6 protein-coding genes and 2 pseudogenes are annotated in these 17,192 nt (G+C 55.9%); all 8 read right to left on the bottom strand.

The features are described 5' to 3' along the window. Window positions 1-13: 13 nt before the first annotated feature. The gene (locus CIG75_RS21215) at window positions 14-1,930 is read right to left on the bottom strand and encodes a non-ribosomal peptide synthetase (RefSeq protein ID WP_322348612.1); all 1,917 of its coding nucleotides are present in this window, start codon (window positions 1,928-1,930) and stop codon (window positions 14-16) included. 15 nt (window positions 1,931-1,945) lie between these two features. Further along, window positions 1,946-3,061 (bottom strand): annotated as a pseudogene (locus tag CIG75_RS21220) (condensation domain-containing protein); the annotation flags it as partial. Next, window positions 2,968-5,076 (bottom strand): non-ribosomal peptide synthetase, encoded by a 2,109-nt coding sequence (locus CIG75_RS21225; protein WP_227874201.1) that lies wholly within the window; start codon window positions 5,074-5,076, stop codon window positions 2,968-2,970. The pseudogene CIG75_RS21220 and the gene CIG75_RS21225, both read right to left, overlap by 94 nt. Before the next feature lie 1,398 nt (window positions 5,077-6,474). Continuing rightward, window positions 6,475-6,624: a hypothetical protein gene (locus CIG75_RS20725; protein WP_157729507.1), complete on the bottom strand. Its 150-nt coding sequence runs from the start codon at window positions 6,622-6,624 to the stop codon at window positions 6,475-6,477. A gap of 40 nt (window positions 6,625-6,664) precedes the next feature. Continuing rightward, window positions 6,665-7,126 (bottom strand): annotated as a pseudogene (locus CIG75_RS10600) (AAA family ATPase); the annotation flags it as partial. Window positions 7,127-7,563: 437 nt separating this feature from the next. Beyond that, entirely contained in the window at window positions 7,564-8,844 is a 1,281-nt protein-coding gene (fabD, locus tag CIG75_RS10605; protein ID WP_094236643.1) for an ACP S-malonyltransferase, read from the bottom strand. 89 nt (window positions 8,845-8,933) lie between these two features. Next, window positions 8,934-10,166, bottom strand: coding sequence for an MFS transporter (locus CIG75_RS10610; RefSeq protein WP_094236644.1), 1,233 nt, complete (start codon window positions 10,164-10,166; stop codon window positions 8,934-8,936). 84 nt (window positions 10,167-10,250) lie between these two features. Then, window positions 10,251-17,183 carry a non-ribosomal peptide synthetase gene (locus CIG75_RS10615; protein WP_094236645.1) on the bottom strand — a complete coding sequence of 2,311 codons (6,933 nt, stop codon included), beginning with the start codon at window positions 17,181-17,183 and terminating at the stop codon, window positions 10,251-10,253. Window positions 17,184-17,192: the final 9 nt, after the last annotated feature.

A 17,192-nucleotide genomic window follows, 5' to 3' on the forward strand; every position in this document is an offset into this window, starting at 1 on the left:
CCGTTCCTCCCCCTTATTCGTGATTGAGAAGCGCCAGCGCTTCTTCTTCGGTCATGTTTTCGAGCAACTCCATCAGCAGCCGCTCCACTTCGTCGGCCAGCTCGTGGAAGAGCGGTTTGGCAAACAGAGTGCGCAAAGGCAGCTCCACGCTGAGCTGGCCCCGGATGCGGGAGACGACCTGCGTCGCCAGGAGCGAGTGTCCGCCGAGATCGAAAAAGTCGTCTTGGGCGCTGACCTTCTCCAGCTTCAAAATGTCCATCCAGATGTCGGCGAGCACCTCTTGCACCGGCCCCTCCGGCTCCATAAACGCCGCTGCGCTCTGGTGCGGCAGACGGTCGGGCAGAGGCAGCTGTTTGCGATCCGCTTTGCCGTTGGCGTTGAGCGGCATCGCGTCGAGCTGCATCAGGAACGACGGCACCATATAATCGGGCAGCAGCTCGCGCGTCATGCTCCGCAGCTCCTCCAGGTTCAGCCCCTGCTGCGCATCGAGCGCCACCACATAGCCGACCAGCCGCTTGAGGCCGTCGGTGTCGTGGACGATGACGAGCGCTTCCTTGACCTTGTCGTGCTTGAGCAGCGCCGCTTCGATCTCGCCAAGCTCCACGCGCATCCCGCGAATCTTCACTTGGTTGTCGGCGCGGCCGATAAACTTCAGGCTGCCGTCAGGACGGAAGTACCCGAGGTCGCCCGTCTTGTACATGCGCTCGCCCGGCGCGAACGGGTCGTCCATAAACGCTTTCGCTGTGCGCTCCGGGTCGTTCAGGTAGCCCTTGGCCACCCCGATCCCGGCGAGGTACAGGTCGCCGCTGACGCCGACCGGCACCGGCTGGAGATGCTCGTCGAGCACATAGCAGCGGTTATTATCGATCGGCTTGCCGACACAGACTGCGCCGTCCTCCTGCAGATCGTCTTCCGTGCAGACGTGGATCGTCGAGTCGATCGACGCTTCGGTCGCGCCCCAGGTGTTGTTCAGCGTCCCCGGCATTTTTTCAAAGAAGCGGCGCACGGTGGTCTGGCTCAGCGCTTCGCCGGAAGACAGCGTGCTGCGCAGGTTGCGAAGCCCCCCTCTGTCCGCTTCGGTCAGCTCGTCGAGCACCAGATTGAGCATGCTCGGCACGAACTGGATGTGTACCACTTCATAGCGGATCGCATCGTCGATCATCGCCCGCGGGTCGACCTGCGCGCCCGGTTCGATCAGCGCGATGCGCCCGCCGGTCATCAGCGGCCAGAAGAACTCGACCGCCGAGTCGTCGAAGGTCAAAGTCGTCTTCTGGAGCACAGTTTCGCCCGGCTGCAGGCGGAAGTGATTTTGCATCCAGCACATGCGGTTGACCCAGCCTCGGTGTTGGCTGACCACGCCTTTGGGCTTGCCGGTCGAGCCGGAGGTGTAGTACACGGAGATCATGTGCTCGGGCGTGACCGCGACCTCCGGCTTCTCCGCCGGCTCTTGGTCGATCTGCGCCCAATCGCTATCGAGGAACAGGAACGGCACCTCCTCGTGCCAGACCGCCTCGCGCAGCTTTTCCTGCGTCAAGCAGACGACCGCCTGCGAGTCTTCGAGGATCCCTTTCAAACGCTGCAAGGGCGCATCAGGATCGAGCGGCAGGAACGCGCCGCCCGCTTTCAGCACCGCATAGAGCGCGACGACCAGCTCCAGCGAACGCTGGACACAGACGCCGACCACGCGATCCGGGCAGACGCCCTTTTTAATCAGCGCATGGGCCAGCTTGTTGGCGCGCTGCTCCAGTTCGAGGTAGGACAGCTCCTGCCCTTCGTACACCGCCGCCGCCAGATGCGGCGTCCGCTGCACCTGCTCTTCGATCAGCTCGTGCAGCACACGATGCGACGGGAACTCGACAGCATGGTCGTTCCACGCCGCAAGCTGAGCTACCTGCGGGGCGGCGATCATCGGCAGCTCGGAGATGTTCATCGAAGCATGCGCGACGATGCTCTCCAGCAGCGTGACGAAGTTCTCCTGCATCCGCTCGATCGTCTCACGCTTGAACAGCCTCGTGCTGTATTCGAACAGGCCGGCCAGCTCGCTCGACTTGGTTTCGGTCAAAAAGAGGGTCAGGTCATAGCGCGACGTCCCGGCGTGCACCTCCAGCGGCGACACGTCCAGTCCCGGCAGCGCCAGCGTCTCCTCCAGCTTGTTTTGGAACGCGAACACCACTTGCGTCAGCGGGGCATGGGCCTGGTTGCGCTCCACCTGCAGTTCGCGCACGAGGCGGTCGAACGGCACGTCCTGATGGTTGTACACGTTCAGGCAGCGCTCTTTGACCCCTTGCAGGTAGTCGGAGAACGACAGCTCACCTTGGAATTCGCTGCGCAGGACGACCATGTTCACGAAAAATCCGATCAGGGCGTCGAGGCCTGGCAAGCTGCGGTTGGCGATCGGCGAGCCGACCAGGATGTCCTGCTGTCTGGAATAGCGGTGCAGCAAAATGTTATAGGCGGACAGCAGCACCATATAGAGTGATGCTTCCCGCTCCTGCCCCAGTTCGGCCAGTTGTCCCGCCAGCTTGGCCGGAACGGAAAACGAGAGCCGGTCGCCGTCATACGCCGGCAGCGCTGGGCGCGGATGGTCGGTCGGCAGCTGCAGCAGCGTCTGTGCGCCGGCCAGCTCTTCCTTCCAAAACGGCAGCTGCCTTTCCAGTTCCCCGCTTTCCAGCCACTTCCGCTGCCACACGGCGAAGTCGGCGTACTGGAACGGCAATGCTGCGAGCGTTAGGTCTCCGCCTTCCAAAGCGGCCTTGTAGGCAAGGCTCAGCTCTTCCAAGAACACGACCCCCGACCAGCCGTCGGTGATCATGTGATGCAGATTGAAGAACAGCACATGCTCTTCCGCCTCGACAAGGAACAGCGCCGCCCGAATCAACGGGGCCTGCTCAAACGCAAACGGCACGCGGGCCAGCCCGGACAATTTTGTCTGCAACAGCTCTTCGCGCTGTTCGCCAGGCGCGCCGGTCAGGTCGGTGATCGCAAGCGGCAGGTCGGCTTCCAGCGCGATCCGCTGCACCGGCTGGTCACCGGCCAGCACAAACGCGGTGCGCAGCGTTTCGTGGCGCGAGGCGACCTGCGTGAGCGCCGCCTGCAGCGCGGGAACGTGCAGCTCCCCCGGATGCGGTAGGCGTACGGCTCGTTGTAGACGGCGCTCTCCACATCCATCTGCTGCACGAACCACAAGCGCTCTTGAGTCAAGGCCAACGGCAGATCCTGCTCGCGCCCGACCGGCACGATGCCAGCCTGCTGCTGCACGGCGATGCTCCGCCCATTCGCTTGCAGCGCGGCGGCGAGCAGCACGGCGTTCGGCTGCTCGAAGACCAGCCGCAGATCGACCCCTCCGTCAAGCGTTGCGCGCAGGCGGGTCATGACTTGCGTGGCGGTGATCGAGTCGCCGCCGAGTTCGAAGAAGTCGTCCTGTGCCCCGACGTCATCCAACCCCAGCACGTCAGCAAAAATGGCACACAGATGCGCTTCCATTTCGTTTTGCGGCGCCACATAGCCCGCGCCAAGCTCCTGACGGCTGATGTTCGGCACCGGGAAGGCATGGCGGTCCGTCTTGCCGTTGGCGTTCAGTGGCATTGCGCCAAGCGTCATCAGATAGGACGGCACCATATACTCCGGCAGCAGGCCTTTGAGCATCGCCCGCAGCTCCTCGCTGCCCGGCGGGCGATCCGCTTCCAGCGGCACCACATAGCCGATCAGCCGTTTCAAGCCGGCCGTCTCCTGCAGCAGCACAGCCGCTTCCTTGACATTCTCATGCCGCAGGAGCGCCGCTTCAATCTCGCCGAGCTCGACGCGCATCCCGAGAATCTTGACCTGGTTGTCGGCGCGGCCGAGAAACTTCACCGAGCCGTCCGGGCGGATGTACCCGAGGTCGCCCGTCTTGTACATGCGCTCGCCCGGCACAAAGAGGTCGTCCCGGAAAGATTTCGCCGTGCGCTCCGGGTCGTTCAGATAACCGCGCGCCACCCCGATCCCGGCGAGGTACAGCTCCCCCGTCACGCCGATGCCGACCGGCTGCAGCTGCTCATCGAGCACATAGCAGCGGTTGTTGTCGATCGGCTTGCCGACGCTGACCGCGCCGTCCTCTGTGCTGTCCTCTGGCGTGCAGACGTGAATCGTCGAGTCGATCGACACTTCGGTCGCGCCCCAGGTGTTGTTCAGCGACCCCGGCATTTTTTCAAAAAAGCGGCGCACGGTGGTCGCCGACAGAGCTTCGCCTGACGAAAGCGTGCTCCGCAGTTTCGCGAGCGCCAGACGGTCGGCCGCCGTCACTTCATCGAGCACCAGATTGAGCATGCTCGGCACAAACTGCACATGCACCGCCTCATAGTGGATCGCCGCATCGATCATCGCGCGGGGATCCACCTGCAGGCCCGGCGCGAGCAGCGCGATGCGCCCGCCGACCATCAGCGGCCAGAAGAACTCCACCGCCGAGTCGTCGAAGGTCAAGGTCGTTTTCTGCAGCACCGACTCGCCCGCTTTTAATTGGAAGTGATTCTGCATCCAGCACATGCGGTTGACCCAGCCGCGGTGCTCCGAGACCACCCCTTTCGGCTTGCCGGTCGAGCCCGACGTGTAGTACACGGAGATCATGTGGTCCGGCGTGACCTTGACCTCCGGCTTCTCGGCCGGCTCCCGGTCAATTTGGGCCCAGTCTGCCTGCAGATCGACAAACGGCACGCCGTCGTGTTCGATGCGCGCCCGCAGATGCGCTTGGGTCAGGCAGACCACCGTCTCCGAATCCTGCAGGATCTGTTTCAGCCGCTCCAGCGGCGCCTCCGGGTCGAGCGGCAAAAAAGCAGCCCCCGCCTTGAGCACGGCGTACAGAGCGACGACCAGCTCCAGCGAGCGCTGCACACATACGCCAACCACGCGGCCCGGCCCTGCCCCCTGTTTGATCAGATAGTGCGCCAGTTTGTTGGCGCGCTCCTCCAGTTCGAGATAGGTCAGCGCCTGATCTTCATAGACGGCAGCCGCCAAGTGCGGAGTTCTCTGCACCTGTTCCTCGATCAATTCATGAAGCACACGGTGCGACGGAAAGGCAACGGACGTCTCATTCCAAGGCATCAACAATAGAATCACCTGTCTCAGATATATTAATTTCAGTGAATAACTATATCGTATAAAATTTTTTGATTTTTTAACACATCAGGTAGTATAAGCTAAGCATAACCCTCTGTCCAGTAAAAATAAAAGTCAATTCTATCGTCTATCTAGAAGTATTCATTATAGGATTCTTAACCCTGCGTAGTTATCAGAAACTATCCCAGAAAAAAGCAAAGGCAAAATTGTTCATGGCAATCATTGACGAGATTTTGAAAACTCCAGAGTCAACTGACTCTGAATAATTGGCGACCTTACTAGCCGGAGATATTGAAAAGGCGGTGAACTACTTTGAAAAGTATTGGTGTTGCTTACGCTGGTAGAGCATTGGTTTACCTATCCCCGCCGTAGTATGTGTGGCTGCAGTTGCTGCTGTTACTTTATTGGCCATCGGTTTTTACATAGGTCGTAAAACCGCGCAATCTCAAGCCGTTTAACTCTTCCATGAATAACAAAAGCCTGTCAGCCATTTGCGCTGACAGGCTTTCTCTATATAAGACCAAGCGGTCATCTTTTATTTTAATATTTACCGCACCCACATCAACTGCGGGTTTGGGCTGGCTTACTTCAGCAATTAGTCTATAAAAAGGCGCAGCTGCCCAGTCCCTAGCAAACTGTCATCTCCCTCGTCAACAACCTGCACTTCACTACAACCAGACATATTTTAACCTTGCCAAGGATATACTGGTAGTAACCTCGCTTCAGTGAGGAGGTGATCCGATGCAAAAATGGGTGTGGGAGCTGATGTGCTTCATCATTCTGCACGATGTACTTCGCATTGTGCAGTTAGCGCTCACTCCTAACTGCTAATCAATCAAAAACCTGGGCGATTATGGATGGAAAGGGTCCATTCTCCCCTGATAGAATATCAAAATAAAACATTTCCGTTTTAGTCTTACATACCAAAAGTCTGTCGGCCTCGTGCCCGACAGGCTTTTTTACACTTTGTAACATGGAAGAAAACTCGGTGAAAGACTGAGAACGGAACACTTCATCAAAGAAAGCCATTGATGTACTTTTCAGAAGATCCTAGCTCGAATCAAATTCCATCAACTTATGTTGCCGACACACTTGGAACATCATCGAGAACGAATCTCCTAAACACTAATGAAAAGATCTCGGCTATTGATCTCCATCAGATCACTGATCACGTCTGCCAAAAAGGCTTGGCCCCTCTTGTAACGTTTGCCTGATTAACGCTGGTGAATATCCGTGGAGTTCGTATACCTGTCGTTGGCTCAAGCCCTCTTCATTGATCAGTCGGTTGAAGAGTGGGTAAAGCAGTTCCCGCTTGAACTTTGCGCGATCATGCGTTTTCATCCGTGGAATACCATGCACGACAAACAATTGTTTGACTGTCCACTAGGAGTGGCCTGTCATTTCGCCGATCGCTTCGAAAGTCAAAAGATCCCCCCAATACATGAGCACCAGCTTGTCCAGATCCGGCACAAGATCTTCCCATTTGTAGCAGAAATAGCAGAAATCATCCCCGCCCCAGCGAATCTCCGGCATGGTGAGAACATCCTTAGATCGGTATAATTTTTCAAACCTTAGTCTTTACCATCGTGTCGATGGCCTCTTTCCCAAAATCTTTTTCACCGCCACGTGCTAGCGAATACGCTTCATCGATAAACATAATACCGCCCAATGCTTTTTTGCTGAGGTCTCGCGTCTTTTGCGCCGTATGTCCAATGTACTCCCCAACCAGATCGGCGCGTTCCACTTCGACCAGATGTCCTTTGGACAGCACGCCCATCTCGCGCAGAAGTTTTGCGAGAATGCGGGCGACCGTCGTCTTTCCCGTGCCCGGGTTCCCTTTGAAAATCATATGCAACACGATCGGCTCCGTGGCTAGTTTCGCTTGTGCGAGCTTTTGTTGGATTTGCACAAATGCATAGATCTCCTTGACCAACGTCTTCACTTGCTTCAGGCCGATCATCGAATCTAGCTCGTTCAAAATTTGCTGAAAGCGCTGCATCTCCGACTGCGTCGAACGGTTCCCTTCTCTGCGCACCGCAGGAGGGCTCCCCGATCCGTACAGCCGTCTTAGTGCTTCGTTCAGCGCCACCTCCCCGTTGCGGTACTGGTCGATCACATCCACTCCATCCCGCTGGTTCGGCGGCTTCTGACCGCTCCTCAACACGTTGTTTCCACCTCACTTTGACAGGAGTGTTGTATAGCCTATGTGGCTCTTGCGGGATGGGTGAATGTCTTCGGTCACTCTTTCCAACGTAAAAAGCCGGAACTGATTTCCGGCTTGCTGAGATTCCTTGTAAAAGGCAAGTAACGCTTTTCTGTCCAATTTCCATTGGGAGTCAACTGCTAGCAACAGGCTCTGGCGGTCGTTGGAGCACAAAGGTCAGGAAGACCAGCGTGGCGATCCCCATGAGAACCGCCAGCATTTTATGGCCGGATGGATTTGTGGCTGTGACTTGGCTATGATTTACGATCTCAAACGGCTCGCTCCTTCAGATCCAGATTGATCCCTCTTGTGCCAGCTTCGCGATGAATCTGCTCGAATCGAGCATGTTGTTCCGAGACAGGTGTGCGTTTGGCACTGAAGACCGACTGAAGCATGTGCACGGCATCGTTCACCTCGCCCAGCGTAAGGTTCTCGCCTTTATCCTGTTCATGAGTCATCTTCATCAGCTTGATTTTCTGATACGGTTCTAGAACGCCTTTCTGATACTCTTCGTCACTTGGATTGTAGTTCTTGGTGCAGACTGCGATCGCCAAGCAACGCTCGATCATCGTGAGGAGATTGCGCTGCCTGCGAGCTACTGCATTGGCTTGCAGATCTTGGAGTTCCTGTTCCAAGAGCTCGCGGTCTTCTTTGAGATCATAGGCGAACCCTTTGATCGCTGGGGTACAATTTTTGATAAGATTGCGCAGCACTTTTTTCGGGCCGAACTCGATGGCGTGCGTGACGCCTTGCGCTTCGACATACACAACCGAATCCTGCCATTGCACCGCACTGACGATCTGGTCTCCAAGGTTGTCGATTATCGCTTCGCAATCCGTGTACGGCCGTGCTGTCACGTTGGAGAGAACCGGCCATTTCAAGTCCGCGAATTCGCACTTGGAGAGCTCTTCTTTGAATTTGACCACTGCACCGTTCATCAGGGGGCTGTGGAAAGGAGCGCTGACTTTCAACGGGACGATGTAGCCTCCGTATTCAGCAAGTCTCTCACAGATCGCGGCAACCGCTTCACTATGACCGGAGATCACGACTTGGTTCGGAGTATTGTAGTTGGAGATCACGGCGACTTGACCGTCGCTCGATGCTCGTTCGCACTCCTGCAGCACGATCTGTCTGTCGATGTTCTGGATCGAGGCCATCGCCCCGATGCCCGCCGCGACCGCCTCCTGCATGAACTTCCCGCGTTGATGCACGAGACGGACAGCGTTTCGGAACGAAATGGCGCCCGCGCAGGTCAGAGCCGAGATCTCGCCGAGGCTATGACCCATTAGGAAATCCGGTTCAATCCCTTTTTCTTGTGTAAACACGCGAAACGCCGCTACGCTGTGCGTGAGGATGGCCGCCTGTGCGTTTTCCGTCTTCGTCAGTTCTTCGATACTGCCTTCAAAACACAGTTTCATCAGGTCGAATCCCAGCACCTCGTTCGCTTCTTCAAACACCTCGCGCGCGATGGCGTGCTCCTCGCACAAGGCTTGCCCCATCCCTACGAACTGGGAACCCTGTCCTGGAAATACAAATGCAATCTTGCTCATCGGATCCTCAACTCCTTTTCGATGTAGCCTTGGTGTTCTTACAGAAAAAACGTCTGTTTGGAAGCAGACGTTTCCTCCAGTGTGGTTCTTTATTTGTGATCGATTGCGACTCCCGCATCGGCCACTTGCGCATCTTGTTTCATCTTGCGGATCGGCAGCAGCGTTCCGATCAAAGCAACGACCGCGCACACCATGTAAATGCTGGAGATACCGCCCGTTGCGAAGAACGTCAACGTACCGAAGACGATCAGATCGATGACGCCATCGACGATAGACAGCAACGAGATCGTCGTGGCCCGCACATGAGAAGGAATCAGATCATTGCTGAGCTGCGTGTAGATCGGGACGCGAATCGCACTGACAAACTTCAGAACCAGATAGACAGTCAACGCGACGAGCAGCGCGTCTCCGAACAGACTTGCGACCGCCAGCGCACCGACGACCAGCAAGCCGCTGAAAAACATCAGCCCAATGCGAGAGAAGCGCTTTGTGAGCCAGCCGATCGAACGAGCGGAGAAGAAGCCGATCAATGCGCCTACCCCGTACATCACCCCGATGTATTCGACCGCGAGACCTGCGTCTTTCAAGAACGGCTGGTCAAACGCTTCGAAGGCCACGACCCCCGCGATGAACACGAACGTGGCGTTCAACACCATGATCAGCAATTGCGGAGCCTGACGAATGACGCGCAGGCCTTCACGAACCGAGGCGAAGACACTCTCATCCTGAATCGGACTCTCAACCTTTTGTGGAAGGCGCACGAACAGGATGAAAATCAGAGACGCGATGTTAAGAGCCAGCCCCAATGCGATCAGCAGGATGAACTGATCTTCGCGCAAGTCTTGCGCAAGGTATCCGCCGATGACAACGGCGAACAAGGTGGCGATGAACGTACCCGATTGAATTTTTCCATACGCGTCAACCATCAGCTCTTCTTCGTTTGACTCTTTCAACGAGTCATAGATCAGCGCTTGGTCCGAGCCAGAGAAGAACGCCATAGACAAGCCATTCAGGATCGAATACAAGTAAAATTGCCACGGTTGGTCTGCGAAGAACAGCATGCAGAGGCTCGCGATGCGAATGCCCGCACCAGTTAGAAACGAGATCTTGGGATTAAAACGGTCTGCATAGACCCCTGCCGGAACCTCGCCGAGCAGAAGGGACAAGCTCCAGAACACTGGAAGCAGCAAGATATGGAACTCCGTCAGCCCTCTTGCAAAATAGAACAAGGTAAGTACTGGGGCGATAAAACTGGTGCCTTGTAAGATCGTGATCCAGAACAAGATCTTGATGTTATGAGCTGCAAGCGTATTTTTTTTCAAAATGTCACCCCGAATTGTAGGTTGTTCAAGAGGTATCGCGGAGCCACGCTGTGTCTTCGATGGCCCCGCACTTCTCCTCTTCGTCTAGTTAAAGACAGCCGTTCTGGACAGCTCTTTCAATCGCGCCTCTGGATTCTGGATCATCTGCTTGAGCAGGTGAATGAAGTTGTCCGAAAGCGTTTGGATGGTCTCCGGCTTGAAGAGCTTGGTACTGTACATCAGGTCGATCTTGATCTCATCTTGGGCTTCGTGTGCGTGCCAGATGAAGTCGTACTTGACGGAGCATGCTTCTTGTTCATAAGGCGTGAAAGTCATGTTCCCCATCTTCGCTTCGCTGATCTCCATGTTGTGGAGCACGAACATCGTGTCGTACAGCGGGTGACGACTGAGGTCCTCGCGCAGGTCCAACTTGTCCACTAGGTCAGCATATCTATAGTCTTGGTTCTCAAAGGCTCTCAGCGCGCATTCCTTCACGGTCTCCAAGAACTCGCGAATGGTGAGTTCTGCTCTCGGGACGTTGCGCATCGCCAAGCTGTTCGTGAACGTTCCGAGTACATTCTGCAAGTCGGAATAAGGTCTCGCCGCCATCGAAGTGCCCACGACAAGGTCCTCTTGGTTCGTGTATTTGTGCATCAAAATGTTGTAGCCCGCGAACAACGACATAAACAGCGTGACACCGGAGTCAGCGGAGAAGTATTTCAACTCCTTGACCAGCTCTCGATCGAGATCGAATTTGAGGCGGCCGCCTTCCAAGCTCTGGATCATCGGTCTCTCGAAATCGGTCGGGAAGTTGAACTCAGGAACACCGTCTGCGAACACGTCCAGCCAGTACGCTTCCTGCTTCTTCATCGCTTCCGATTCGCTCTGCTCAGCCAGCCAGACGGAGTAGTCCTTGTACTGGATCGGCAACGCTTCGAGTTCCAGCCCCGCGTAGAGCGCCATCATCTCGCCGACCAGAATGTTGCCCGACGTGCCGTCGGTTGTCGTCTGGTGCATGTCGAGGATCAGCACATGCACGTCCGACTCCATCTCGGCAAGCCCGACCCGGATAAGTGGCGTCTGTTCCGGGTGGAACGGGCGAACGAAGTCGTTGACCACCTCGTCGATCTCCAGGCTGGTCGAGAAGATCTCCATCAGCGTGAAGTCTACGTTCTGATGCACCTTCTGTACGGGAACACCGTCAATCATCTCAAAAGAAGTACGCAGGATCTCATGGCGCGAAATTAACGACTGGAACGCTTTTTCTAGTTGACCTCGGTCCAGAGGCCCTTCGATGATCGTCACGAGCGTCTTGTTGTACAGGGTTCCAGTATCACGAGCGCGGCTGTGCTTGAGGACTTCCTGCACTTGTTGCGGCACAGGGTAATGCTCTCGCTCTTCGACAGGCAGGATCGCGGATGAAACGTCCGCAATGCTCGAAACGAGGATGCTCGCAATGTTTCGGATCGTCGGCTGCTGGAAGATGTCCCGCAGCGGGATCTGGATACCGAACTCCTTGTTGACTCTTGCGATGAAGAGCGCGGCCTTCAAGGAATGTCCGCCGAGATCGAAGAAGCTGTCGTTGACCCCAACTTGATTCAGTCCGAGCATTTCCTGCCAGATGTCAGCCAGTTTCGCTTCTGTCTCCGTCTCAGGCGCAACGTATTCGGTGACAGCGCTGAACTGCCCTTCGAATGCAGGAAGCTGTTTGCGGTCGAGTTTGCCGTTTGGCGTGAGCGGCATCTGCTCCAACTGTAGGAAGTAAGACGGAATCATGTAATCTGGCAGTTCTTTGGACAGGTGGCTTCGGATGCTCGCAGCGGTCACTTCGCCATGCGCCGTATAGTACGCGCCGAGGTATTTGGTCCCGCTCGCATCCTCTCGTGCCACCACAACCGCTTCTCGAATCGATTCGAGCTGTAGAATGCAGGATTCGATCTCGCCCGTTTCAATCCGATAGCCTCGGATCTTCACCTGATGATCCGCGCGACCGATGAACTCCACCGTTCCATCGGCCAGCCATCTTGCCATGTCGCCCGTCTTGTACAGCGTGCCGCCTGCTTCAAACAGATTCGCGACAAACTTTTCTGCGGTCATCTCAGGTCGTCTCCAGTAGCCGCGCGCCAGAGATTCCCCTGCGATGCACAGTTCACCCGGGATGCCGATCGGTTGCACACGCTGGCTCTTGTCCACGATGTAGAAACGAGTGTTGGCGATCGGTTTCCCGATGCTGATGCGCTCCACGTCGGTCATGTCCTGAATCGCAGACCAGACTGTCGTTTCAGTCGGGCCGTACATGTTGTAGATGCGCGGACCTTTCAGTTTCTTCATCGTGGACAGCAAGGCTTCTGGGAACGCCTCACCCCCGACCATGATCTCGGTGAGTCTCTGCAAGGACTCCAGACCGTTCGCATCGCTCAAGAGCATCTTGAGTCGGGACGGCGTGGTCTGAAGCATGTCCACACGCTGCTCGACGATCACTTGGCCGAGCAGTTTCGGATCGACCTGCTGGTTCTCGTTGGCGACCACAACGCGCAGCCCTTGGGTCAGCGGCAACAACGTTTCCAGAACAAAGATGTCAAAGGAGATGGTCGTCAGGCACAGCACCGTCTTCCCTTCTGCGAAGTCGATCGCTTGCGTCGTGCCCGCGATGAAGTTGTTGACCGCCTTGTGCTCGATCATGACGCCCTTGGGCTTGCCCGTCGACCCGGACGTGTACAGAATGTACGCCATATCGGTCGGCATGTTGACGTTCTGCACAAGTTCCACTTCGCCTGCCCACAAGCTGGCATCCTGCAGGTCCACCGTTTCCCCTTGGAACGGGAGACGCGCCAAAATATCGCCCTGCGAGACCAGCATCTTGGCTTGGCTGTCTTCGAGTATGTACGCAACGCGGTCTTCTGGATACGTCGGGTCAATCGGCAAGTACGCAGCCCCCGACTTCAAGATCCCCAGAAGACCCACGATCATTTCCAAGGAGCGATCTACCATCAAGCCGACGATGCTCTCTCGGCCGACTCCACGGCGGCGAAGTTCCTGCGCCAGTTGGTTTGCCTTTTCCTGCAACTCTCGGTAGGTCAATTTCCCGTTGCCACAGACGACAGCAACCCGATCAGGCAAGCGCATCGCCTGATCATCGAATCGCTCATGGATAGTTGTCGCGCTTTCGTAGTCGGTCTTCGTGTCGTTGAAGCCCTGAAGAAGCGTGGATCGTTCTTCCACCGTGAGCATGTCGATCTCATCGAGCTTGATCTGCACGTTCTCCGCTACGATCTCCAAGATGCGGATGAAATGCTGCGCCATTCGCTGGATCGTCGTTTCCGTAAACAGCTTCGTGCAGTATTCAAGGCTGAAGTGGATGCTCTCATCCGTATTCGATGCAGTCATGTTCAGATCGAACTTAGACACCTTACTACCGAGCTGGTACGGCTCAAACTTCAGGCTTCCCGTGTCCGCTTCGCCGCTGTGCATGTTCTGCAGCACGAACATCGTATCGAACAGCGGATTGCGGCTCTGGTCTCTGCGCAGGTTCAGCTTGTCGATCAGGTCTTCAAACTGGTAGTCCTGGTTGTCAATCGCCTTCGCCGCATGTTCCTTGACTTCATCCAAGAAGGTGCGGAAGGTCTTTGTGCCCGTCAGATAGTTGCGCATCGCCAGCGTATTGACGAACATGCCGATCACGTTGTCCAAATCGGCGTGGCGACGGCCTGCGATCGGCGACCCTACGATGATGTCCTCTTGTCCCGTGTACTTGTACATGAGGACGTTGTAGGCCGCGAGCAGAAGCATGTTCAGCGTGCTTCCCTCTTGAGACGTGATGTGGAAGAGCTTCTTCGTCAGCTCCTGCCCCACTTCGAATTCATAATTGCTGCCTTCAAAGCTCTGAATGGCCGGTCGCGGATAATCGGTTGGCAAAGCAAGCGCCGGGATCTCATCGGAGAAGACCTCCAGCCAGTATTGCTCCTGTTTCTTGAAGTCTTCCGCCTCGAACAGTTCCGCCTGCCAGACCGCAAAGTCACGGTACTGGATCTTCAGCTCGTGCAGTTCGACGCCTTCATAGAGCTGAATCAACTCTTCAATCAGAATCCCCATGGACAGACCGTCCGAGATGATGTGGTGAATGTCGAACAGGAAGAGGTGCTTCTCTGCTTCGAGTTTGACAAGCGCCACCCGCAACATCGGGAGCTGGCTCAAGTCAAATGGCTTGACAAAATTCTCGATGATCTGGCCGACTTCGCTCTCGCTCGCCTCCACGTGCTCCACCTTCAACTCAAACGGCGGATGGATGCGCTGCACCAGCACGTCCTCTACAAACTCAAAAGTGGTGCGCAGCGACTCATGACGCTGGATCAGCGTTTGGAAAGCGCGTTCGAACGCTACTCGATCAAGGTTCCCCACAATCGTCATGGCCCCTGGCATGTTGTAGCTGATGTTATCGCTTCCGAGCTGGTTGAGGATAAAGACGCGCTTCTGCGGCGGCGATGCCGGATAGAATTCCTTCACCGGCTGCTTCTGGATGATGTTGTCCTCGGAGCTGCGGCTGCCGATCGTCTCTTCCAGCGTGTAAAAGATTTCGCCGAGCAACTTGTCCCCGAAGAAGAGAGACAACGGCACATCGACACCGTACATCTTCTTCACTTTGCCAGCGAACTGCATGACCATGATCGAATCGATGTCCAGATCGGCCGTGCGGTCCTCCCTGCTGTAGCTCTGTCCGGTATACACTTCACCGAACATCTGGGTCAGGTTGTCTTGCACAGGTAAATCGTTCTGGACGACCGCTTCTGCCACCTCGGCCCCCGCTCCCCCAGCCCCCATCTGAACCAGTTCACCCGGTTGGATGAAGTAGCTAGATCTCGTGAACACATAGCCTGGCAAGCTCACCCGTTTGCGGTTCTCGCCCACATAAGCTGCCTTCCAGTCCACGTCTAGCCCGCCTCGAATCAGGCCGTTGAGCGCTTCCATGAACGAACGGGTCTCCTGCGTCAGATTCAGCAGGGACACATTCGGAAGCTGACCAAACGCATGTTCAAACCGCTCGAAGACTTCGCGCTTGAAGCAGAACGTGACGAAGGTGTTGATACCCGACTTGACGATCTGCTGCCCAAGAGCTTGCAGTTTGGCGTCTTCGATCACCTTCATCGGCTGGTTGTACCCTTTGATGCGCGCTACGGTTTCTTCGAAGGTTTTCTTTTTCATAATCAGATCGGCCACAAGGTCACCAATCCCTAAGCCCAAGACAGCTTTGACCGGAATGGAGTGGGCAATGGCCAGCTTGGCATAGGCGTACATGGAGATAAGGTAGGCCACTCTTGCATCTCGCTGGTCTTCCTGATTCGCAAGCAGGGCTCTGCACGCTTCCACGCATCGCTTGAATTGAGGATGCTTGGCATACATTTGGTCGATCGCCTGCATGTCTGCACCCTCCAGATCAGGGATCATGAAGATAGCGCTGACGGCCGCCTTATCAGTACTTTGGGTATTGTCAGTCGCAGCTTGCTCGTCCTTGTTAGCCACGAACGCCTGCAAGCCTGCGATCAATTCCGCCGTGCTGTCTGCTACAAAAGACACCTTTTTAGCAAAATTCCGTCTGCCTGTATTCAAAGTAAAGGAAATGTCGTCCAAAAGCAACACTTGATTACTTTGTAAATAAATCGACAGTCTGGAGGCCATCGCATCCAAAGATTGTTCGGTACGGGCCGAGAGCAGCACCACATTGCTGTGGTCTGCTTCTCGCTCTTCCGCAACCGCTGGAGCTTCTTCCAAAATAGAGAAGACGTTGGTGCCGATCATCCCCAGAGAGGAGACGCCCGCTCTGCGAACCGACTCGGAATGCCAGTCGGACAGCACATCGTTGACATACATCGGAGACATTTCAAAATCGATCAGCGGGTTCGGTGCTTCGAAGTTGATCGATGCCGGAATCTGCTTGTGCTTCAAGGACAGGACCGTTTTGATCAAGCTAGCGATTCCGGCTGCTGCGTCCAAGTGCCCGATGTTCGTCTTCAAGGAGCCGATGGCGACAGATTGGCGTCTGTACCCAAGCTCGTTTAAGGCTTTCGAGAGCCCTGCCACTTCAATCGGGTCGCCGATCTTGGTCCCCGTGCCGTGTGCTTCGATATAAGACAAGGTTCCCGGTTCGATCTTGGCGTTCTTCGCACTTCGCAAGATCGCCTCGGCCTGTCCCCGTTCGCTTGGCGCTGCGAGCCCGTTGGCTCTGTTGCCGTTGCTGTTGATCGCACTGCCTTTCACGACCGCGTGGATCGGGTCTCCATCTTCTAGCGCATTCTGGAGCGACTTGAGAATGACGATCCCGCCGCCTTCTCCGGCCACCGTGCCGTCCGCTCTCTTGTCAAACGTGCGCACCTTCTGCTCTTCGGACAGAACCGACTGCTTCTGAATGTCCTTCTTCTCTTGCGGCAGAATGATCAGACTCGTACCGCCTGCGATGGCGATGTCAGCCTCACCAAGTCTCAAGCTCTGGACGGCATAATGAAATGCCGCCAGAGAGGATGAACACGCAGTATCAAATGTGAGTGCAGGTCCATTGAAGTTGTAGACATACGCGATTCTACCTGCATTCATGGAAGGAATGCCGTTCAGAGATTTCATCGCGGATTCTGTCGAGATCTTGTCCGTATAGCGATTCTCGTTGCTGGCGATGTACATGCCGACCGTCTGATCCGAGAGTTGGTTCGGCGCGTAGCCTGCGTTCAGAATCGCTTCTTCCACCAGTTCGATCAGCAGTCTTTGCTGCGGGTCGATAAACCGAGACTCCTCTTTGCTGATCGAAAAAATCTCCGGTTCGAACTGCGAGACTTGTCCGACATAGCCGATTTTCATAAAATCTCGTTCAAACACATCTGGAATGATAGCACTCAATTCTTCCTTCCTGCTGGTCGGGAAATCTCGAATACTATCGACTCCGGTCACAAGGTTGTTCCAGAAATCATCGAGGTTGTTCGCTTCCGGGAACACGCCAGACATGCCGATGATCGCAATGTCATCGTCCTTGGTTCGGGCATGGGGAGTTTCCACGATCTGATC

The organism is Tumebacillus algifaecis, from assembly GCF_002243515.1.
GTDB classification, from domain to species: Bacteria; Bacillota; Bacilli; order Tumebacillales; family Tumebacillaceae; genus Tumebacillus_A; species Tumebacillus_A algifaecis.

What these genes read in the sequence shown, in the direction of transcription:
- CIG75_RS21215 (WP_322348612.1), bottom strand. Translation starts at nt 1,930, where the DNA reads ATGAACATCTCCGAGCTGCCGATGATCGCCGCCCCGCAGGTAGCTCAG.
- CIG75_RS21225 (WP_227874201.1), bottom strand. Translation starts at nt 5,076, where the DNA reads ATGCCTTGGAATGAGACGTCCGTTGCCTTTCCGTCGCACCGTGTGCTT.
- CIG75_RS20725 (WP_157729507.1), bottom strand. Translation starts at nt 6,624, where the DNA reads ATGCCGGAGATTCGCTGGGGCGGGGATGATTTCTGCTATTTCTGCTAC.
- fabD (WP_094236643.1), bottom strand. Translation starts at nt 8,844, where the DNA reads ATGAGCAAGATTGCATTTGTATTTCCAGGACAGGGTTCCCAGTTCGTA.